Source organism: Pandoraea fibrosis, assembly GCF_000807775.2.
GTDB lineage: Bacteria > Pseudomonadota > Gammaproteobacteria > Burkholderiales > Burkholderiaceae > Pandoraea > Pandoraea fibrosis.
Window position 1 is genome coordinate 2,285,782 of record NZ_CP047385.1, and the last position, 21,027, is coordinate 2,306,808.

Consider the following 21,027-nt stretch of genomic DNA (forward strand, 5'->3'; position numbering starts at 1 on the left):
GCGCATGCCGGAGGGGGCAGATGGCCGCGAAATCGGCGTTAGTCGGTTTCCGTCGACTTAATCCGCACTCGCAGCAGGCGGTGCCTCGGAGAGTTCGGTGATGCGTTCGGCCAGCGCGCTGCACGACAGCGGTGACGAGCCTTCGGCTTTGTTGTTGATGATCACGTAGACCGGATGCCCGGCCATCGCGTAGTGCGTGGCGAGGGCGGCGAGTACGTCGCGCGTTGTCGGATCGGGATCGACGATCTTGTCGAACGGCGCGTACTTCGCTTTGGCTTGCTCGTAGCGGTGCGCGCTGTTCAGATTCCAACGCACGACGAGTGGGCCTGCGCCCGCTTCGTCGAGCATGGCGAGCGCTGCCGCCTGACGTTCCACATGAGGCATGCGAGCGTGCAAGCCAATGCAATAGCGCACGCCCAACTGTCCCAATGCTCGCATGAGACGTGGCGTAAGCAGCGCGCCATCGCGAATTTCCAGTGCGTAACAAGGCCCGGGGGCGGCATTGCCGTCGGGCAATGTCGCCCCCTGCGGCAGAGGCGGCAGCGCAGCAAAAAACGCTTCGAGGCGTTGGATCAACGCAGGAATGTCGCGCAGCAACTCAACAGGCAATGGCGACACCTGAAACACTAATACGCCTGCTTTCGATCCGAGTCCGGCCAGACAGGGCGCGACGAATTGCTCGGTGGCAATGCGCGCATCGAGGAAACAGGGGTTCGCGCTCAGTCCTTCGCCTTTTTCGCCACGAACGACGGCATCGGTCACGACACTCGGCGCCTTGACGAGAAAGCGGAAGTCATCTGGCACCTGTTGCGCATATTTCTGATACTCGACGATCGACATCGGCTTGTAGAACGACCGGTCGATGCCGACGCAACGCAGCACCGGGTGACGGGCGTAAGCCGTGAGTCCCTGACGGGAGAGCTTGGTGTCGCTGTAGTCGTCGTCCCAGACGATGCCCTTCCACCCGGGGAACGACCACGACGAGGTGCCCAGTCGAATGTGGCCGGGCAACCGGTGGCCCAACGTCTGCATGTCGGGGGGAATGTCGGCAGCACCGACGCCGCCACGACGCGCTGCGCCTTGGCGAGGTTCGGTGCTATCCGTTGCGGGGGCGTTGCCATCGACCTGCCTGGCATGTCCACCTGTCGGGGGATCGTCAGGCGGCGTGCCAAACAGATCGAACTGGCTCATCGACTCTCGTGGTTGTCGTACATGTAACGGCGTGACCAGGGCAGACGCGTGGCCGGCAGGCCCGCCTTGCGGCAAACGATTTGATAGATCGAGACGTGATCGTGCTCGAACGCATACGCGCAACCCGCAAGATACACGCGCCAGACACGGAAGCGCTCTTCGCCGGCCAACTGGCGCAGCGTGGGAGCGTGCGCTTCGAAGCGTTCGGACCAGAGCGTGAGCGTGCGGGCGTAGTGACGGCGCAGACTCTCCACGTCGCTCGCCTCGAGCCCGCCGCGCTGCATCGATTCCAGTGCCAGGCTGATGTGCGGCAACTCGCCGTTGGGGAACACGTACTTGTCGATGAACTCGCCGCCCCCCATCGCCGTCTCGCCGCTATCCGGATCGGTCGATGTGATGCCGTGGTTCATGGCGACGCCGTCGTCCTTGAGCAGCGACGCGATCTTGGCGAAGTAGTCCTTCAGGTTCTTGCGCCCCACATGCTCGAACATCCCCACGCTCGTGATGCGGTCGAACTCACCTGTCACGTCGCGATAATCCTGAATACGGATTTCGATCTGGTTCTCGAGGCCGAGTGCCTTCACTCGCTGGGTGGCGAGATCGAACTGGTTCTGAGAGAGCGTGACGCCGACACACTTCGCACCGAATTTCTGCGCAGCGCGAATCACCAGTGCGCCCCAGCCGCAACCGATATCGAGCAGGGTCTGCCCGGGCTGCAACTGGATCTTGGTGAGGATGTGATCGATCTTTTTCTCCTGCGCCGTGTCGAGGTCTTCGTCGCCGTTTTCAAAGTAGGCACACGAATAGACCATGTTCTTGTCCAGCCAGAGCTGGTAGAACTCGTTCGACACGTCGTAGTGAAATTCGATCGAGCGTTTGTCGGACTTCTTGCTGTGATTGAAGTGGCGTACCGCCCGCTCCAGCGGACCGATAGTCGAGAGACTGCTACCGGCGAGCGCGTAGCTCATGTCGATGACGTCGGCGAGCTTGCCCTCGACGTCGATTTCGCCCTTCACGTAAGCCTCTCCGAGATTGTCGAGGCTCGGACTCAGCAGACGCGTCATGGCCGCAGGGCCGTTGATGCGCAACGTTACGCTGGGGTTGTCGAAGGCACCGAAATCATAGTGCTGTCCATTCCAAAGCGCGAGCCGGATCGGCAGATTCGAAGACGTCTTGACGCCGCTGACCCAGTTTTCGAGTTTTTTCTCCCACAACATGGATATGCTCCAAGTGTCACCAAAAAAACTTCAATCCGTACCGCAGGCACGGTGACGTCTCCTCGTCAAAACGGGCGGGCAGGCGTACCGCGTCGGCGTAGCCGACACAACGTTTAGGGGGACAGGCGCGCCACGCGCCACGACCCGTCGGCAAGCCGGAAATACTTGATGCGATCGTGCAGGCGCGATTCGCGGCCCTGCCAGAACTCGATGGTCTCCGGCACCAGCCGGTAGCCACCCCAGTGCGGCGGGCGCGGCGGAGCGTCGCCGAACTGGCGCCGGAAATCCGCTTCGCGTTGCTCGATGATGCTGCGATCGGCCACTTCGGCGCTTTGCACCGAGGCCCAGGCACCCAGACGGGAGCCCACCGGGCGCGAGTGGTAATAAGCGTCGCTCTCGGCTTCGCTCACCTTGTCGACACGACCCTCGATGCGCACCTGACGCTCGAGTTCGATCCAGTGGAACAGCAGACAGCCATAGGGCGTGGCGGCCAGTTCCTGGCCTTTGCGCGACTCGTAATTCGTGAAGAATGTGAACCCGCTTTCGTCCGCGCCTTTGATGAGCACGATGCGCGCGTCCGGCCGGCCATCCGGCGTGACCGTGGCGAGCGTCATGGCGTTCGGCTCGGCCAGTTGGGCGGCGAGCGCTTGCTCAAACCAAAGTCGGAATTGATCGAACGGGCTGGACGCCACGTCGGTCTCTGAAAGGGAGCCGAGGGCGTAGTTTTTGCGCAGATCCGCGAGAGAAAGCGTCTGAGTCACGACGATCGATATCAGTCTGTTGCGGTTGGGGGTTGCGACACAGTATAGCGAAGAGTCGGCGAGTGTGCGCGCGTGTCGATTTGTCGCATAGCGCAGCGCAGCGATCCTTCGGGAGCCCCGTGATGCGGGCATCTCGCGCCATGTGCTTGATATTTAAGGAGTGAAGTAGTTTTGCCGGCCAGGCGTCGCCGGTCCCGAAATCGTGCGACGTGGGGCGACAAATCCCTGAGCCTGGCATGGGCATTGCTTCGACGGAACGAAACATGCCCGAGACCATCAGGAATTCACGGCGCCTCCCGGCCAGACCCGAAAGTCGGCGTCGTTGCCGCTGGCGGCGGGTTGCCGGACGGGCGTCGTTGCGAGTTCGTTCTGGCGCCGCCGGTGCCGTTGGCATCGGGCACCGGTTTGACCTTGGACGGGTTCCGGCTCGCCGGATGCTGCAGGTTGGCGAGCAACTCGCCGCACGGGCTGTCCTTGCCGGGGCCGAGTTCAAGCAACGGCACGAGGGCGGTGTAGGGGGCGAGTACGCCCAGCGCGATGGCGCCGCCCGCGCGTGCCACCAGCGTCGGCACGTTGACGCCCACGTCCGGATGTTTGAACGTGCCGCGCACGTACAGCGGCGAGCGCAACGACAGCAGACCGAAATGCTTCGGTTCCGGCCGGATCGTCAGATTGAAGTGCTCGCGCTTGAGGTCGACCTGACCGGTCACGCCGATGCTCGTGTCGTCGGTGTCGATCACGAACGTGCGGGCGTCCATCAAGCCGTCTCGCACCGCGAAGTCCGCCGCCGCACAACGCATCTCGATCTGCTTGTCGCCGAAGAGCTTGGTGAGCACGATGTTCCCCACGTTGAGCCCAAGGTATTGCAGCAACAATTTGCTCATCGAGCCGCGGTCGATCAGCGTCTTGATCTCGCCGTTCGACGAGCCGGCCAACGCGGCAATCGAATTGCCGGTCGCGGTCAATGCGGCGTCGCCGTTCACTTCGCCGACGCTCGTCTTCATCAGATCGACATCGGGCAGCAACTGCTTCATTTGCAGATGACGCAGCGACACCTGCGAATCCACCTTCATCGGTTCGCTCTGTCCGTTGAGCACCAGCGTCGAGGTGATGCGTCCCCCGGCCACGCCGAATTCCAGCGGCCTGAGCGAGAGGACGCCGTCGTCAAGCACGATGTGCGTGACGAGATTGTCGATCGGCAGGCTCTTGTCCTTGATGATCTTGCGGCCGGTGAATTGCACGTCGGCGTCGATCGCACGCCAGCGATCGGTCTTGAAGGGATCGACCGGCAGGACCTTGTCGGAGGGCGGCGCTTTGGGCTTGCCCGTCAGGTCGCTGCCGCCCGACGGATTCTGTCCGCCCACGACCGGCCCGAGGTCGACCAGCCGCAACTGGTTCGATACGACGGCGCCTTGCAGGACGTTGCGCGGCTCGCGTTGACGGAACACGAGCGTGCCCGACAGATCGCTCTGGCCGACCTTGCCCTGGAAACGCTCATAGCGCCATACGCCCGCAGTGTGCAGCAGGTGCCCGTTGGTCTCGTAGGCAGGGGTTTCCGGCAACAGCACGCCTGTGATCGGGTAGAGGTCGGCCATCGTCGGGCCGGACAGCCGCAGGTGCATGTCCAGCGCCGAGAGCGTGGCCGGGTTGGTGAACGTTCCGTTCGCGGCGATCTGGGTGCGGCCGATGCGCACGCTGGCGTCGAGCGGGTAGGGGTCGCCAGCGTCTTCAAGCGAGAGAACGTCGCCCCCGCGCGCCTTGCCCGTGACGGCGACTTTTCGGAAGGTGCCCTTGAGCGACACGCCGATGCCGTAAGGGGCCTGCCCGTCGATGGTGGCGATGTTCGCGGTGAGGTCGAGTTGCTGGGGAACGAGGTTGGCGCGTACCACGCCGTCTTCGAGAATCAGACGGCCGATGCGCAGTTTCCACGGAGACGGTTTGCCGTCGCCCTTCGTGAAAGTCCAGTTGTTCTGTCCGTCGGCCCGTTGCTCCACGATGACCTTGGGCGCGGACAAGGCCACTTCGGGCAGCACCACATGTTTGTCGAGCAGCGGCAGCCATTCGAGCGAGAACGTGAGCCGTCCGAGCGTGATCATGTTCGGCTCCTGACTCCACGCAACGTTGCCTAACACGATATCATTCGCGATCAGGCGAGGCCGCGGCAGCCAGCGCCCCAGTCCTGGGGCCTGTGCGTTCGGCGCCAGCCAGTGCAGCGAAAGGTCGCCCCGGATTTCGAACGGGCGACCGGTCGCGGTGCTCACTTCCCGGTTGATAAAGGGCCGGGCGTAGTTCCAGTCAAACCACGTGATGAACGCCGCGAATGCCAGCACGATGGCGACTATCGTGATCGCCAGCCATTTCAAGGACGTTACCCATCGCATCATGAACAGTACCCCGTCGATCGTTGTTGCTCCGGTGCCTGTCACGCCATCGGAGGAAGATTTTGACGCGAACCGCCGTTTTGGCGGCATCGCGCGCTTATATGGTGATGACGGTCTCGCACGCCTGCGTGATGCCCACGTGGCCGTCATCGGCATCGGCGGCGTCGGTTCGTGGGTCGCCGAAGCACTGGCACGCAGCGCCGTGGGCCGACTCACGCTGATCGATCTCGATAACGTCGCCGAAAGCAATACCAATCGTCAGGTGCATGCACTGGACGGCAACTTCGGGAAACCGAAAGTTACCGCGATGGCCGAGCGAATCGTGGCCATCAATCCTGCTTGCCAGCTTACGCTTGTCGAAGACTTCGTGGCGCCGGAGAATCTCGACGCCATGTTGAGCGGCGGCTTCGACTGGCTCGTCGATGCCATCGACAGCGTGCGGGTGAAGACGGCGCTGATCGCCTGGTGCGTGGCGCACAAGCAGCGTCTGATCACCGTGGGCGGGGCGGGCGGTCAGATCGATCCGACACGGATTCGTATCGACGATCTTGCCCGCACGATCCAGGACCCGCTGCTGGCGAAAGTGCGTGCGCAATTACGCAAGCAACATGGTTTTGTCCGTGGGCCGAAAGCCAAGTTCAACGTGCCCGCCGTGTACTCGGACGAGCCCTTGCAGTACCCGGAAGCGGTCTGTGCACCGGGCGACGGCGCCGATGCGGCTCCGGGGCCACAGGGCCTGAACTGTGCCGGTTTCGGCTCAAGCATGTGTGTGACAGCGACATTCGGCATGGCAGCCGCTGCTCACGTTCTGAAGCAAATCACGAAGCGTGCCGCCTGATGGCCTACCTGACGTGCCCCTGTTTTACCAAGGCATGCGCGCCACGTCTGTAACCAAAAGTTACCAATCGCGGTCGACGTCTCGATCAACGTTTCGATATCTGAAATGACAATGGCCGGGAGTGCTCCCGGCCATGTGGGTGATCGTGTAATGTCAGCGGACTTTCGGCCGTTTCGTTATGTAGGACGAAATAACCCGCCGGACAGCGATCAGCGCAATTCGCGACGAAGGACCTTGCCCACCGGCGTCTTGGGCAGGTCTTTGCGGAATTCGATCACGTGCGGCACCTTGTAGTTCGTCAGGTGCTGGCGGCAGAAGTCGATGATGACCTTCTCGGTCAGATCCTGCGACTTCTTCACGATCACGGCTTTCACCGCTTCGCCAGTCCGCTCGCTCGGCACGCCGACAACGGCCGCTTCGAGCACGCCCGGGCACATCGCCAGCACGCTCTCGACCTCGTTCGGATACACGTTGAAGCCGGACACGATGATCATGTCCTTCTTGCGGTCGGTGATGCGCACATAGCCCTGTTCATCCATCGTGCCGATGTCGCCGGTGCGCAGCCAGCCGTCAGGCGTAATCGTCTTGGCCGTTTCGTCCGGCCGGTGCCAGTAACCCTTCATGACCTGTGGGCCGCGCACGCAGATTTCGCCTTCCTGACCGAAGCCGAGCGCTTCGTTGGCGTCGTTGCGGATACTGACGTCCGTCGACGAGATCGGCAGGCCGATCGACCCGTTGAACTCGCTGCCGAGCGGGTTGATACACACGGCGGGTGACGTCTCCGTGAGACCGTAGGCTTCGATGAGCGGATGGCCGGTGACCTTCTGCCAGCGATCGGCCACCGCACGCTGCACGGCAGCGCCACCCCCCAGCGCGCACTTGAGCGCGCTGAAGTCGAGCTGATCGAACCCGGGGGTATTGAGCAATCCGTTGAAGAGCGTGTTCACGCCGGTCATGAACGTGAACTTCCATTTGCCCAGCTCTTTCACGAAGCCGGGCATGTCGCGCGGGTTGGTGATGAGCAGGTTGAGTGCGCCCAACTGGAGGAACACCAGGCAGTTCGCCGTCAGACAGAAGATGTGATAGAGCGGCAGGGCGGTGACGATGATCTCCTTGCCTTCCTCGAGACCCGAACCGACCCACGCGCGTGCCTGCAGCATGTTGGCGATCATGTTGCGATGCGTGAGCATCGCGCCCTTGGCGACACCCGTGGTGCCGCCCGTGTATTGCAGGAAGGCGATGTCGTCGTGACCCAGTTGCACTTCCTGATGCTTGGCGCGCGCGCCTTGCGCGAGCGCCGTGCGAAACGGCACCGCGTGGGGAATGCTCCACGCGGGCACCATCTTCTTCACATGGCGCACGACGTAGTTCACGATCCAGCGCTTGGGGGCCGGCACGAGATCGCCGATCGCCGTCGTGATGACGTGCTTGACCGGCGTGTTGGGCAGTGCCTTTTCCAGGGTGGCAGCGAAGTTTTCGATCACGACGATGGCGCCGCACTCGGCATCTTTGAGTTGATGCTCGAGTTCGCCGGCCGTGTAAAGCGGGTTGACGTTCACGACCACCATGCCGGCCCGCAGGATGCCGAAAACGGCGACCGGATATTGCAGCAGGTTCGGCGACATGATCGCCACGCGCGAGCCGCGCTCCAGTCCGGGCAGGCTTTGCAGATAGGCGGCAAAGTCGCGTGATTTGCGTTCGAGGTCCGCAAAGGTCATCGTCACACCGAGGTTGGTGAACGACGGGCGATCCGCGAACTTCTGGCAGCTTTGCAGGAACAGATCGTTCAGCGAACGATACATGTTGACGTCGATCTCGGCCGGCACGCCGGGCGGATAGCTCTTGAGCCAGACTTTTTCCATGAGCGCCTCCTTGAATTTGGTTTTTATCGCATCGTCGTCGCCGGGGGAAGAGCTTGGGCGCGCGGTGCGTCGTTTCATCGCATTTCCGTCGGCAATGCAAGAGGGGGCTCCGGACGTGTCGTCTCCCCAGTCCGGTCTTGCATGCGCGATGCGCGCGCCAACATCGACGCGCTGCAAAAAGTCGTAGCATACCGTGCCGTTTCCGGTGGGAGCACATGGAAAGCCCTGATTTGATGCGGGTTTGCGTGGAGTAATTGTTCTAGCGGCAAAGGCTTGCCAGTGGAGGGGATTCCGCGCTAATCCCGCACGGAATGGCCGATGCGACGGACAATCCGCAGATGTGACAAAAGAATTGCAAAAAACGCTTGCGTGGCGGGCTGGTTTCTTACATAATTCTGTTCTCACGACGCGGCTGTAGCTCAGTTGGATAGAGTACTTGGCTACGAACCAAGGGGTCGTGGGTTCGAATCCTGCCAGCCGCGCCACCTAATTCGAGGGTCTCCTCACGGGGAGACCCTTAGTTTTTCGGGAGAGTCCTTCCCAGTGACGCGCCGCATGTCATGTACATTCGGCCCGCGTCGATGAGAAGGCAACCGACAGCAGCAAGATCGTCTGATCGGTGTCTCACGTGCAGTAAGTGCGGCTGTAGCTCAGTTGGATAGAGTACTTGGCTACGAACCAAGGGGTCGTGGGTTCGAATCCTGCCAGCCGCGCCAACTCAGTTGGCAAAAACGCTCCAGAGGCGAAAGCTTCTGGAGCGTTTTCGTTTGTGCGGATGAAAAGCACGGCACTCGGCACAGATCGTCGCGCGTTGGCTCACATCGGCCGGCTTCCCTCACGTCGGGCACGACGACGTCCCTCCATCGAACGCCATCACACCCGACGCTCATCGCCGTCAGCCTCGCCCTGCTTGCGTTGCCGTTGCCGCTGTCGTTGCCCCTTCTGCGGCGACTTCCGGGCCGACTTGCCATCCCAGCCCCAGCGCTTTGTGCAACGTCACGAACGACTTGAGAAGTTGCGCATCCGCAGCGATGCGGTCTTGTTCGGCGGAGAATCGCGTGCGCTCCGCATCCAGCCAATCGAGCGTGCTGGCGGTGCCTGCGCGGTAGCGCTGTCGTGTGAGTACGGCAGCGCGCGCGGCCGACGCCTCCACGCTGCGCACCCGGTACACGTTTTCGCGCTGATGGCCGTAGCGCGCGAGCGCCACGTCGGCGTCTCGCAACGCGGTGAGCACCGCACTTTCATACTTCGCCTGCGCCTGATCGCGTCCCGCCTTTGCGCCGTCGACACCCGCCTGAACGCGGCCGAAGTCGAGCACATTCCATTGCAGGCGCGGCATCGTCATCCAACTGAAGTTGTCCTTGCGCACGAGATGGCCGGGGTCCAGCGCGGAATAGCCGAGTTCTCCCATGATCGAGAGCTTCGGAAACCAATTGGCCGTCTGCACACCGATCTGTGCGTTCTGCGAGGCCAGACGACGCTCCGCAGCGCGAATGTCCGGGCGCGCCTGCAACAAGGCGGACGGATCGCCGATGGCGACCTTTGCCGGCAGGGTCGGCAGCGCTTTGGATGTCTTCAACTCGGCGTCGAGGGTGCCCGGGGCGCGTCCGGTCAGCAATGCCAACTGATCGAGCGATTCGATGACGTCGGCTTCCAGCGGCAGTACACGCGATTGTGTTTGCTCCACTTGCGTCACGAGTCGTTCGACGTCGAGCTCCGACGCGACACCGCCCGCGCGGCGCTGACGCGTGAGGTCGAGCATTTCGCTTTCCAACTGGGCCGAGTCGCGCACCAGCGTCAGGCGGGCTTGCTGATCGCGCAACCCGACGTAAGTCTGAGCGACCTCGGCGGCAAGTTGCACATGCGCGTCGGCCAGATCCTCCGATGCGGCGTCGGCATCGGCGCTGGCGGCCTCGACAGCACGTCGCGTGCCGCCGAACAGATCGATCTCCCAACTGGCGTCGAAGCCGGCGACATACAGGTCGAGCGGGCCACGACCACCGCCGCCGCCTTCACCGCCAAGCAGACTCAGATCCGGGGATCGGGTGCGTATCGTCGCCAGATCGACGCCCGCTTTCGGCAGCAGGTCGGCCTGATGACTGCGCAGGCTCGCGCGCGACTGACGTACCTTCGCCTGCGCGGCACGGATGTCGGGGCTATGCGCGATGGCGTCGTCGATCAGCGCGGTGAGTTGTGGATCGTTCAGCGCCGTCCACCACCGGGCAACCCCCGGCGTGTGGGCTTCGACACCTTCGCCCGCATGTGCGAACGTCGCCCCGGTGCGCAGGGCGTCGCCCGCGACCTCGGGCGCGCCGCGATAGTTCGGGCCGACGGTGCAGCCGGTGACGAGGAGGGCGGCCGCAACGGCCAGCGTTCGGATAGGAAGCGTCATGATGGTTCAATGGCCGCCGGAACTGAAACCGGTCGGCTGCTTGAGCAACAGGGCCAGCGGCACGCAAAGCAGCAGCGCGATACCCAGTGCGTAAAAAGTCTCGGAAAACGTCATCACGCTGGCCTGCCGTGCGATCTCGGCGGCGAGCTGTGCGGTGGCCTGCAATTGGGCATGGACCATGTCGCCTGTCTGCGCGAAGAAGCCCGCCGCGTTGGCCGCGAGATGCTCTTGACCTCGTGCGCTGTTGGCGGTGATCGTCTCGCGCAGCATGGCGTCGTGATAGTCGGTGCGACGGTCGATCAGCGTGCCGAGCAACGCCAGCCCCACCGACCCGCCGAGGTTGCGGGCCATGTTGTACAGACCTGCGGCGTCGCCGGCGTCCTGCGCATCGACGGCGGCCATCGACGCTTGATTGAGCGGCATCATGGCAAGCATCTGCCCCACACCGCGCAGCAGTTGCGAGAGCGTGAAATCGTGGCCCACGCTTTGCGCCGTGAGGCCGATGTCGAGCATGCAACTGGCAAAGAAGCACAACAGCCCGAGAATCACGAGCAGGCGAATGTCCACCCGGCTGATGAGGCGCGGCAGGAACGGCATCATCAGGAAGGCGGGCAGTCCCGAGAGCAGCATGATGTTGCCCGACTGTTGGGCGTTGTAGCCCGCGATCGTGGAAAGGAACTGCGGCAGCAGATACGACACGCCATAGAGCCCCGCCCCCACCGTGAAGACGATGTAGATCACGCTCGCGTAATTCTTGTTGCCCAGCAGCGAGAGCTTGACGATGGGTTTGTCTGCCGTGAACTGCGCCACGAGCATCATGCCGATGCCGATCGCCGACACGATCGACAGCCAGATAATCAGGTGCGAGTCGAACCAACGCTCGCGCTGTCCTTCTTCAAGCACCACCGTGAGCGAACTCAGACCGATGGTCAGCCCCACGATGCCCAGCCAGTCGGCGGTGAAGAACGCCCGCAGATTGGTCGGCTCGCGTTTGAGACCAAGCATGAGCAGCGTGACGATGGCGGCCGAGATCGGCAGATTCAGAAAGAAGCACCAGCGCCAGTTGGCGTTCTCGGTCAGCCATCCGCCGACGACCGGTCCGAGCAATGGACCGAGCAGCACGATCAGGCCGAACATCGCCATGCCCACCGGCATCTGATGCCGTGGCAGCCGCGTGCGAATGATCATCTGCGCCGTGGGAATCATGGCGCCACCGGCGAAGCCTTGTCCGATACGGCCGATGATCATCTCGGGCAGGCTGCTCGAGGCACCGCACATCATCGAGAAAAGCGTGAAGAACACGGCGTTGAGCATCAGGAAACGTCGTAGCCCGAGCACGCGCGTGAGCCACGCGGCGAGCGGAATCATGACGATTTCCGACATCAGGTAACCCGTCGAGATCCAGGTGCCTTCCGTGCCCGAGGCGCCGATTTGTCCCTGAATCTGCGGCAGCGCCGAGTTGGTGATGGAAATGTCGAGCGTGGCCAGCAGTGCGCCCAGCGCACCCGCCGCCACGGCGATCCAGTCCGACGCCGAGGCGTTGCGCGGCGCGGCGGCGCTTGCGGCACTCCCACCCGTGTTGCCCGAGCCACCACCGCTGCCGCCTCCCGCTGCCATGGCACTACGCGCCTGATCGCTTGTCAATGTGACGGGCGAGGGCGAAGCGCTCACCACGCTGCCGTCAGCCACGTTGCGCTCCACCGTTCGCAGGCGACGGCGCGACGTTCGTGTCGGGTCCGAAGATGGCGTCGAGCGGCGCACTGAGCGAGAGCTGCTGCCCCGTGCGGGCCGCTTGTTTTGCGGGCGTGGCCGGCGCGTTGCGATGCGTATCGACCTCGGCGGTAACCGACAGGCCTGGCAGCAGCACCGTTCGCAACGATTCCGGCACCTCGAGACGGATGCGAACCGGCACGCGTTGCACGATCTTCGTGAAGTTACCGGTGGCGTTCTGCGCGGGCAGCAGTGCGAATTGCGCACCGGTGCCGGGCGAGAGCGAATCGACCACACCGTGAATCGGTTCGCCGGGCAGGGCATCGACGTGCACCGTCACCGGCTGGCCGGGCCGCATATGGCCGACCTGCGTTTCCTTGAAGTTCGCCGTCAGATAGACGTTCTGCACCGGCACGACGGTGAGCAGTCGCGTGCCCGGCTGAGCAAACTGGCCGACGCGCACGGCACGATCGCCGACGCGTCCGGCCAGCGTGCTTTTGACTACCGTGTCCGCGAGATCGAGTTCGGCCTTGCGTGCGCTGGCCTGTGCGACGCTCAGTTGCGCCTTGGCCTGGGCCAGTGCGGCCGTGAGCGTGTCCGTCTGGCGCTCGCTTGCCAACAAGCTGGCCTCGTTGCTCTTGAGCGAGGCGTCGGCGCGGGCGCTGGCATTGCGCAACTCGGCGAGACGCTCGTCGGTTTCGGCACCGGTGGCGACCAGCGGCGCATAGCGTTTGACCTGACCCGCGGAGTACGCGGCATTCGCGCGTGCGCTGTCGAGTTCGGCGCGTGCCTGCGCGATCGTGGCCGAGTGCTGAGAGAGTTCCGCCTGTGCCCGGGCAACGTCGGCTTCGCGGGCCAGTGCCGTGGCCTGCGCTTCGTCGTAGGCGGCCTGATACTGACGCCCATCGAGTCGCACGAGTGGCTGCCCGACCGTCACCGTTTCGTTGTCGCGCACCAGCACTTCGGTCACGTAGCCGCCAACTTTCGGGGCGACAGTCATGCTGTCGGCTTGCAAATAGGCGTCGTCGGTCGACTCGATGAAGCGACCGACAAACCACCATTGCGCGCCCCAGCCGAGCGCGGCAACCACGCCCAGCGCCACCGCGCCGAGCAGAATTTTCTTGCGGCGAGGGTTGGCCGGGGCCTTCGTCTGGCCGGGCGTTTGCGGCGCCTCGCCAGCCTTGTTGGCCGGGGCTTGCGCCTGACGTGCGGTCAACGGCGCCGATTCCGCCGGCTTGACCTGTGCTGCGGTGGTCATGGGAATTTTCCTAAAATTATTCCAGTTGGCAGAATTATTCCAGTTGATCGATTTATGTCAAGTGTTATATTTTTGACGAAAGTTTTGGCAAGCAAGGACAGACATGACAGGGACTTCACGTGCAGGGCGTGCGCAGGGTGCGGCAACGCGTCCGCGGCATGCAGTCGACACGGGGTATCAACGTGGCGAGGAAACGCGTGCGCGCATCATCCTCGCGGCGATCAAGTGTTTCGGGGAGTTCGGCTTTGCGGGAGCGTCTACGCGAGACATCGCGAACGAGGCGGGCGTGAACGCGCCGGCGCTCCAGTATTACTTCGACAACAAGGAGGGGGTGTACAAGGCGTGCGTCGAGTACATCCTGAGCCTCGTGATGGGGCAGATGGGGGAAGCCATCGAATCCGCCGAGCGAGTGGTGGCGGATCCGAACGCAACCGACAAGCAGCTCATGGATGCGTTTTGCGAACTACAGAACCGCAAAGCGGGATTCATGGAAGAGGTGCCTGAGATCGACGGCTGGCACATGTTCATGGCTCGCGAACAGGCAGGCCTTGGCCCGGAAGCCGGATTCAAGGTGTTTCACGAGCGGTTTTCGAGCCGGTTGGCGTCGGTCTGCGCAAACATCGTCACGCGTCTCGCGGGCGTGGCACCGGACAATGAGGAAATGCGTATTCGCGCGGTGTGCATCAGCACATTGGGCATGGCATTTCGCGTGATGCGCCGCTCCGTCGCTTGTTCGATGGGATGGGACGGCGAGCCGAATCCCGATCGCAACCGGATGGTGCGCGAGGCAGTACTGGAACAGACGCGGCAACTGCTGGAGCGCATCGTCAAGCAGCGCAAGGCGGCCAGGTAACGTCAAACGCACGCTGCTGTCGGACAGGGGCACCTTTGGGTGCCCTTGTGTCGTTTTCAGGGCGTCGTTCCTGTTGCGGTCATGACGGCGTGGCCGTGCGCGTCTGTGGTTCGCCGTCGTGCTTGCGGTACCACAGGAAGTAGATCAGCAGCACGACGACAACGAACGGCACGCCGAAGATCAGCGTCATGCGGAATACCCCGGTGAACAGCGTGGTGAGCATGATGGCTGCCATCAGCGTCGCGCCGAGCAGCGTGAGCCACGGGAAGCCCCACATGCGGAATGCCAGCGGCGGATGATTCTCGCGCCGCCACGCCCGGCGGAAGAAGAAGTGCGTGACGAAGATCATCATCCAGGTGAGCATCGCGCCGAACATCGAGATCGCCATCATGAACGTGAAAGACGACTCGGGATACAGGAAGTTCACGAGCGTGGCGAGCGCAATGCCGACGGTCGAGAGCAGCAATGCCGCAAGCGGCACGCCACGCCGATTGACCTCGCCGAAGCGTGCGGGCGCATACCCGGCGCGCGAGAGCGAGAACATCATGCGCGTGGTGATGTAGAGCTGACTGTTCATCGACGAGAGCGCGGCGATCAGCACCACGAAGTTGATGACACCTGCGGCGCCGGGAATGCTAATGGCCTGCATCACCTTCACGAACGGGCTTTCGTCCTGACCGGCGGCGGTCCACGGCACGATGGCGAGCATCAGGGCAAGCGTGAGCAGATAGAACAACACGAGACGCACGACTGTGGAGCGGAAGGCGCGCGTCACGGCGCGCTCCGGATTCTCGGCTTCACCGGCGGCCACCGCAATCATCTCGATGGACAGGTAGCTGAATATCGAGATGATGACCGCGACCCACATCCCCCACAGCCCCTTCGGAAAGAAGCCGCCGTGCGCGGTGTAATTCGCAAATCCCGCAGGCGTATGCCCGCCACCGGCGACCGATCCCGGCGCGATGAAGACCACGTAGGCGCCGATCAGAATGAAGATGACGATGGCGGTGATCTTGATGAGCGAAAAGCCGTATTCGATCGCACCGAACAGATTCACCGACATGGCGTTCACGAGTACGAGCGCTGCCGAGAAGCCCGCAACCCAATACCAGCCCGGCACCTGTGGGAACCAGTACTTCATGTAGACGGCGATGGCGCTCACCTCGGTGCCCACGGCCAGTACGATGCATGACCAATACGCGTAGCGAACCAGAAAACCGGCCCACGGACCGATGTAGTGTTCGGCGTACGCGCCGAACGAGCCCGACGTCGGATGCGCGACCGTCATTTCGGCGAGGCATCCCATGAGCATGAGTGCGATGAATGCGCCGATGCCGTAAGAGATCAGCACACTCGGACCGGCAAAGCCGATGGCGAAGCCGCTGCCGAGAAAGAGCCCGGTGCCGATGGCACCCCCGATGGCGATCATCGCCATCTGACTGGCCGTGAGCGAGCGTCGCAAGCCTTGCTCGCGGCGCGTGATATGGGCGAAGTCGCGGGGCCGACTGGATTGAGAAGACTGGGGGGAATGCGTCATGACACACCTTTTGGGCGTCGTCGCGAGAAGTCGGCGACACCCGCATGAGTACAGCATTGCTTGTCATCGCCCGCCGGCGCGCCATGGGTGGCGCTCGCGAGCCCGGTGACAGCATCGGATATCGCAAAGCGCAGGCGCGAACGGGCCCCACCGCCCCGGACGAATCCGGGGCGGGTCATACCAACAGCAGAGGAAACCACCGAAACGGCGCGAACGGGTCGCGCCATCGGGTTAGAAGATGTGGCGAATACCGGTTGCCACGCCCACTTGCGTCGAGTTGCCCGGCAGTTCGACGCGCGCTGCGCCGCTGACCTTGTTGTAGTCGACGGTGCCGTAGACTTGCGTGCGCTTGGACAGGGCGTACTCGGCGAGCAGCACATACGTGTAACGACGGCCAGAACCGGCATCGCCCGCCTGGGCGTTGATGTTCTTGATGTCGTCGAAATACGCCGCACCCGTGATCGCGAGGTTCGGCATGGCCTGAATGGTCGTGCCGAGATAGAACGTCATGTCCTTGCGCGGGTTGTCGTTCAGGTTGCCCGTAGCGACCGTGTGAGCCGGATCGTTGAGCGTGCTGTCGAGCCAGCCGCTGCGATCGCGCCCGCCCATGTAGCCGACGAAGACCTTGGCGATCGAGACGCTGTAGATACCGGCCAGGCCCCACATCTGCTGCACGTTCTTGGCGGCATCGCGCGCTTGCTGATACACGCCGGCGACCTGGAACGGGCCCATGGCGTAGGCGGCACGAGCGCCCCAGTAGTTGCTGGCAGCCATCGTGCCCGGCGTGTTGCCGAAGCCATAGGTTGCACCGACCGACAGGCCACCGAACGTGCCGGCGTAGCTCACTGCGTTGTCGACGCGCCCGCGCGTGATGTTGTACATCCACGAGTTGTTCGCGTAGTTGCCGATCGTGAGCGGATCGAAATCGCCATAGACGTTAAACGCCTCGGTTGCCTGACGGCCGATCTTGATCGTGCCGTACTGGTTTTGCAGGCCGACGAAGGCGTAGCGGTCAAACAGTCGCGGACCATTCGAGAGTTGGCCGTTTTGCGGGTTGATGCCCGATTCCAACTGGAAGATCGCCTTCATGCCGCCACCGAGATCTTCCGAGCCCTTGAAGCCGAAACGGCTGTTGGTCACGGCGCCGTTGGCGACTTGCCACAGGGCGTCGTTATTGGCGTTGGCGTTGTTCTGATAGCGCACGCTCTGATCGACGATCCCGTACAGGGTGACAGAGCTTTGCGCGGCAGCGGTGGTGCTCAGGGCCAGGCCGCTAGCGGCGCAGAGGATGGCCAGGCTGGCCGGAATTGCAGACTTCATGAGTCTCCTTTTTTTAGTCTTGTAGACGGACTACTGTTTAAAACGGATCCGCTGCTCCTTCCGATATAGGAGGTCACGGATTCTTCTGGGCACGACAACTGCAATATCCAAAAACGGCACCCGTTGCCGGAATGGCAAAGCGACCCCGGCCCGAGGCCGAGGGCTATCATATCAACGCAAAAATTGAATTTGCTTGTTATTTATGTCGGGCAACTGGCGGTGAGTCGAAGGATCTGCCAGAATTCGTGAAAACTTGACGGATTCTGCCAATGAACCTCGACCTTGCCGATCTGCGCATCCTTCGCCATCTTGAACTCAATGGACGCATCTCCAACCAGGAGTTGGCGGATGCCGTTGGCTTGTCGCCATCAGCCTGCCTTCGCCGGGTGAAATTGCTCGAGGATCGCGGGGTGATTTCCGGATACCGCTGCATCGTGGACGCACAGCATATCGGTCTGGAGTTCGAAGCGCTAGTGCAAATTACGCTCCGTCCGGACGTCGATCAGTGGCATGAAAAGTTTCTCGCGTGTGTGCAGAACTGGCCCGAAGTGGTGACCGCTCGCATCGTTACCGGCTCGGCGAATTACATCTTGACGGTAAGAGCCCGTAACCTCGCGCATTACTCCGATTTCATCGTGAATGAGCTGTACCGGGCGCCCGCCGTGATGTCGATTCAGTCGAATATCGTGCTAAAGACAATTAAACACACGCAGTCCCTTGTCGACCTCGTCAAGCAAAAATAAAAAAATATAGAAGATATTAACTAATTCCCAAAAGACCGTTGGGATTTCCCGGAAGAAGAGACGCAGCATGGCAGTGATTACCACCATCGAGGACTTGCGGGTTCTCGCGCAGCGGCGAGTGCCGCGCATGTTTTACGAGTATGTCGATTCGGGGTCGTGGACGGAGTCCACCTATCGGGCGAATGCGGCGGATTTCGGCGGTATCGGATTCCGTCAGCGTGTTGCCGTGAACATCGAGCATCGCAGCACGCGCACGACGATGTTGGGCGAGTCGGTCGCCATGCCGGTGGCATTGGCGCCCACGGGCATGACCGGCATGCAGCACGCGGACGGCGAGATCCTCGCAGCGCGCGCCGCCGAGGCGTTCGGCGTGCCGTTCACGCTCTCGACCGTGTCGATCTGCTCCATCGAGGACGTGGCGGCGCACACCAAGGCGCCGTTCTGGTTCCAGTTGTACGTGATGCGCGATCGCGATTTCATCGAGCGTCTGATCGACCGGGCCAAGGCGGCGGGATGTTCGGCCCTGATGGTGACGATGGATTTGCAGATCAGCGGTCAGCGTCACCGCGACATCAAGAATGGGCTGTCGGCGCCGCCGAAGCTGACGCTGCCGAACATTGCCAACATGATGACCAAGCCGCGCTGGTGCATGGGCATGCTGGGCACACGACGTCGCACCTTCGGCAATATCGTGGGCCATGCCAAAGGCGTAGACGACATTGGTTCGTTAGCCACGTGGTCGGCGGCGCAGTTCGATCCCTGCCTGTCGTGGGATGACGTCGAGTGGATCAAGAAGCGCTGGGGAGGCAAGCTCGTGCTCAAGGGCGTGCTCGACCCTGAAGATGCGCGTGCCGCACGCGATACCGGGGCCGACGCCATCGTGGTGAGCAATCACGGCGGGCGTCAGCTTGACGGTGCGATCTCGACGATTCGCGCGCTGCCGGACATCGTGGCGGCCGTCGGGCGCGACACCGAAGTCTGGCTCGACGGCGGTATCCGTTCCGGTCAGGACGTGATCAAGGCGATGGCGTTAGGGGCGAAGGGCACGCTGATCGGGCGCCCGTTTCTGTATGGGTTGGGTGCGATGGGCGAGGCGGGCGTGCGTCGTGCGTTGGAGGTGATTGCGAAGGAGATGGATGTGACGATGGCGCTGACCGGGCGCACGACCATCGATCGTCTCGATCCTTCGATGCTCATTCCGGGGAGCTACCCGACAGGCATTGGCCCATACCTGCCCGAACCGGGCATCAGCTAATCCGCTTGTCCAAAAAAGAAAGCCGCAGCTAATCGCGCTGCGGCTTTTTTATTGCCGTCGGGGCTTTCCGATAATCGGAGGGTCGCTCCCCGCTCGATCAATGATGGTGGTGTTTGCGATGACCACGGCGCTTGCCGCGGTAGTGGTCGTCGTCGTATGAGCTGGAGCGCGACATGTTGCCGCCGAGTGCGGCACCGGCGCCACCCCCCACCGCGGCACCGATCAGGCCGCCCGAACGGCCGCCCATCGCGTTGCCGGCTGCGGTACCGGCACCACCGCCCAGCGCGCCGCCGAGAATGGCGCCCGTGCGCTCGCGCCGGTTGGACGTGATCGCGCCGCCGGCACCACCGCCGACTGCGCCACCCACCACCGCACCGGTGCTGCCGCCGAGTGCACCGCCTACGGCTGCGCCTGCGACACCCCCCAGCGCGCCGCCGAGAGCATTGTTCATATCACTGGCCGAAGCCGTCAGGGAGGTCGTTGCAACCACGGCGGCGATCGCCACCATCGGGAAAATTCGCTTGAGCATGAGTCTTGAAGAAGATTCGGATTAACGCGAGGCAAGTATAAAGACGCCTCGCCCTGCCGCCGTCGACCCAATGTTTCACTTCTCGTAAGACGAGTAACAAAGTGTTTCCGGGCGTGCATTCGCAACCATTCGGCTATAGCGGATCGCCCCCCGCGCGACGGCGGGCCGGCACCTTCATCTCCGCCACGTAGCGATACAACTGTACCGCCGCCGGAGACAGCGGCCGCGCCTTGCTGCGGATCATACCAACGCGTCGCGTCACTACCGGATCGACCAGCGGCACGCTCGTGAGCAGCGGATGATCGCTGCCCGGCATGGCCATCGTCGGCACGGCCGCGACGCCCAGACCCGCTTCCACCAGTCCGAGCATCGTGGTCACATGCTGTGTCTCGCAAATGCTCGGCGGCCGTTGCGGCAGCGTGGTCAATGCCTGATCGAGCAACAACCGGTTACCCGAGACCTTGCCCACGGCGATGTAGTCGTACTCGTAAAGCTCGCGCCACGTCACGCGCTTCTTGCCGGCAAGTGGGTGGTCGCGCCGGCAGGCCGCGACATATCGTTCCTGCAACAGAAGCTTGAACTCGATGTTCGGCTCCTGACTGCCGATGAAATTCAAGCCGAAATCGGCGTCGCCATTGACCACGGCGGCCAGCACCTCGTTGGCGCTCGCGTCGAGCACCGAAATACGAATGCGCGGAAACGCCCGGTGGTAGCGCGAGATCACCTGCGGCATGAAGTAATACGCCGCAGACGGCACGCAAGCGATGGTCACGTGCCCGAGACTCGGCGACGCCACATCGCGAATACCGAGCAATGCGTTATCCAGGTCGTCGAGAATGCGCTCGGCATCGCGCGCAAACGCCCGGCCCACATTGGTGAGCGCCACGCGCCGCGTGCTGCGCTCGAAGAGCTTGACCCCCAGCGCCTCTTCGAGCTTGTCGATGCGGCGCGAGAGCGCGGGCTGCGAGAGGTGGATCGCTTCGGCCGCGCGGCGAAAGCTCGAGAGTTGCGCCACTGCGCGAAAGGCCTGCAAATCGTTCAGATCGAAATTGATCGCCATGGCATTGGGGGATGAGAGTCGGGCATGCGCCGCGCGTCGCCCGGGAATCGGAAATTGCCGCGGGTGCGGGGTGCGGGGCGCGGCGCAGAGTGTAGCGTGTTACCGCTCGGTAGACGCATT

At 62.9% G+C, this 21,027-nt stretch carries 16 protein-coding genes and 2 tRNA genes; 6 read left to right on the forward strand and 12 right to left on the reverse strand.

Features of this window, described 5'->3' with window-relative positions; genetic code table 11:
- Nucleotides 1-57 precede the first annotated feature (57 nt).
- From PI93_RS10270 to PI93_RS10285, 4 genes are all read right to left on the reverse strand, one after another.
- Complete coding sequence (locus PI93_RS10270; RefSeq protein WP_039372605.1) at nt 58-1,191, reverse strand: DUF72 domain-containing protein; 1,134 nt, start codon at nt 1,189-1,191, stop codon at nt 58-60.
- Nucleotides 1,188-2,408, reverse strand: a complete 1,221-nt coding sequence (locus PI93_RS10275) for an SAM-dependent methyltransferase (protein WP_039372602.1) — start codon at nt 2,406-2,408, stop codon at nt 1,188-1,190. The genes PI93_RS10270 and PI93_RS10275 overlap by 4 nt, the downstream gene beginning before the upstream one ends.
- A 113-nt stretch (nt 2,409-2,521) precedes the next feature.
- Nucleotides 2,522-3,169 (reverse strand): pyridoxamine 5'-phosphate oxidase, encoded by a 648-nt coding sequence (gene pdxH, locus PI93_RS10280; RefSeq protein ID WP_039372600.1) that lies wholly within the window; start codon nt 3,167-3,169, stop codon nt 2,522-2,524.
- Between the two features lie 284 nt (nt 3,170-3,453).
- Nucleotides 3,454-5,553, reverse strand: a complete 2,100-nt coding sequence (locus tag PI93_RS10285) for an AsmA family protein (RefSeq protein ID WP_236105606.1) — start codon at nt 5,551-5,553, stop codon at nt 3,454-3,456.
- On the opposite strand from PI93_RS10285, the gene tcdA reads away from it, so the two are divergent.
- Nucleotides 5,552-6,388, forward strand: coding sequence for a tRNA cyclic N6-threonylcarbamoyladenosine(37) synthase TcdA (gene tcdA / locus PI93_RS10290; RefSeq protein WP_039372598.1), 837 nt, complete (start codon nt 5,552-5,554; stop codon nt 6,386-6,388). The genes PI93_RS10285 and tcdA overlap by 2 nt on opposite strands.
- Before the next feature lie 209 nt (nt 6,389-6,597).
- On the opposite strand, the gene PI93_RS10295 is transcribed toward tcdA, so the two are convergent.
- Complete coding sequence (locus tag PI93_RS10295) at nt 6,598-8,250, reverse strand: AMP-binding protein (RefSeq protein ID WP_039372595.1); 1,653 nt, start codon at nt 8,248-8,250, stop codon at nt 6,598-6,600.
- A gap of 408 nt (nt 8,251-8,658) precedes the next feature.
- Here PI93_RS10295 and PI93_RS10300 point away from each other — a divergent pair.
- Nucleotides 8,659-8,735 (forward strand) — tRNA-Arg (locus PI93_RS10300).
- A 154-nt stretch (nt 8,736-8,889) separates the two neighbouring features.
- Nucleotides 8,890-8,966 (forward strand) — tRNA-Arg (locus PI93_RS10305).
- A 179-nt stretch (nt 8,967-9,145) separates the two neighbouring features.
- On the opposite strand, the gene PI93_RS10310 is transcribed toward PI93_RS10305, so the two are convergent.
- The 3 genes from PI93_RS10310 to PI93_RS10320 form a co-directional block, all read right to left on the reverse strand.
- Nucleotides 9,146-10,642 (reverse strand): efflux transporter outer membrane subunit, encoded by a 1,497-nt coding sequence (locus PI93_RS10310; RefSeq protein WP_039372593.1) that lies wholly within the window; start codon nt 10,640-10,642, stop codon nt 9,146-9,148.
- Nucleotides 10,643-10,648: 6 nt separating this feature from the next.
- Nucleotides 10,649-12,259 (reverse strand): DHA2 family efflux MFS transporter permease subunit, encoded by a 1,611-nt coding sequence (locus tag PI93_RS10315; RefSeq protein WP_039372837.1) that lies wholly within the window; start codon nt 12,257-12,259, stop codon nt 10,649-10,651.
- 64 nt (nt 12,260-12,323) lie between these two features.
- Nucleotides 12,324-13,610: an HlyD family secretion protein gene (locus tag PI93_RS10320; protein ID WP_039372591.1), complete on the reverse strand. Its 1,287-nt coding sequence runs from the start codon at nt 13,608-13,610 to the stop codon at nt 12,324-12,326.
- Between the two features lie 103 nt (nt 13,611-13,713).
- On the opposite strand from PI93_RS10320, the gene PI93_RS10325 reads away from it, so the two are divergent.
- Entirely contained in the window at nt 13,714-14,463 is a 750-nt protein-coding gene (locus tag PI93_RS10325; protein WP_052240818.1) for a CerR family C-terminal domain-containing protein, read from the forward strand.
- Nucleotides 14,464-14,542: 79 nt separating this feature from the next.
- Here the strand turns inward: PI93_RS10325 and PI93_RS10330 are convergent, their stop codons facing one another.
- Entirely contained in the window at nt 14,543-16,000 is a 1,458-nt protein-coding gene (locus tag PI93_RS10330; protein ID WP_039372590.1) for an amino acid permease, read from the reverse strand.
- A gap of 231 nt (nt 16,001-16,231) precedes the next feature.
- Nucleotides 16,232-17,320, reverse strand: coding sequence for a porin (locus PI93_RS10335; RefSeq protein WP_039372585.1), 1,089 nt, complete (start codon nt 17,318-17,320; stop codon nt 16,232-16,234).
- A gap of 269 nt (nt 17,321-17,589) precedes the next feature.
- Between PI93_RS10335 and PI93_RS10340 the strand changes: the two genes are divergently transcribed.
- Nucleotides 17,590-18,063, forward strand: coding sequence for an Lrp/AsnC family transcriptional regulator (locus PI93_RS10340; protein ID WP_039372583.1), 474 nt, complete (start codon nt 17,590-17,592; stop codon nt 18,061-18,063).
- A gap of 67 nt (nt 18,064-18,130) precedes the next feature.
- Nucleotides 18,131-19,318, forward strand: a complete 1,188-nt coding sequence (locus PI93_RS10345) for an alpha-hydroxy acid oxidase (protein ID WP_039372580.1) — start codon at nt 18,131-18,133, stop codon at nt 19,316-19,318.
- A 97-nt stretch (nt 19,319-19,415) separates the two neighbouring features.
- Here the strand turns inward: PI93_RS10345 and PI93_RS10350 are convergent, their stop codons facing one another.
- Both PI93_RS10350 and PI93_RS10355 read right to left on the reverse strand, forming a co-directional pair.
- Nucleotides 19,416-19,847, reverse strand: a complete 432-nt coding sequence (locus PI93_RS10350) for a hypothetical protein (RefSeq protein ID WP_039372578.1) — start codon at nt 19,845-19,847, stop codon at nt 19,416-19,418.
- A gap of 133 nt (nt 19,848-19,980) precedes the next feature.
- Complete coding sequence (locus PI93_RS10355; protein ID WP_039372575.1) at nt 19,981-20,907, reverse strand: LysR family transcriptional regulator; 927 nt, start codon at nt 20,905-20,907, stop codon at nt 19,981-19,983.
- Nucleotides 20,908-21,027: the final 120 nt, after the last annotated feature.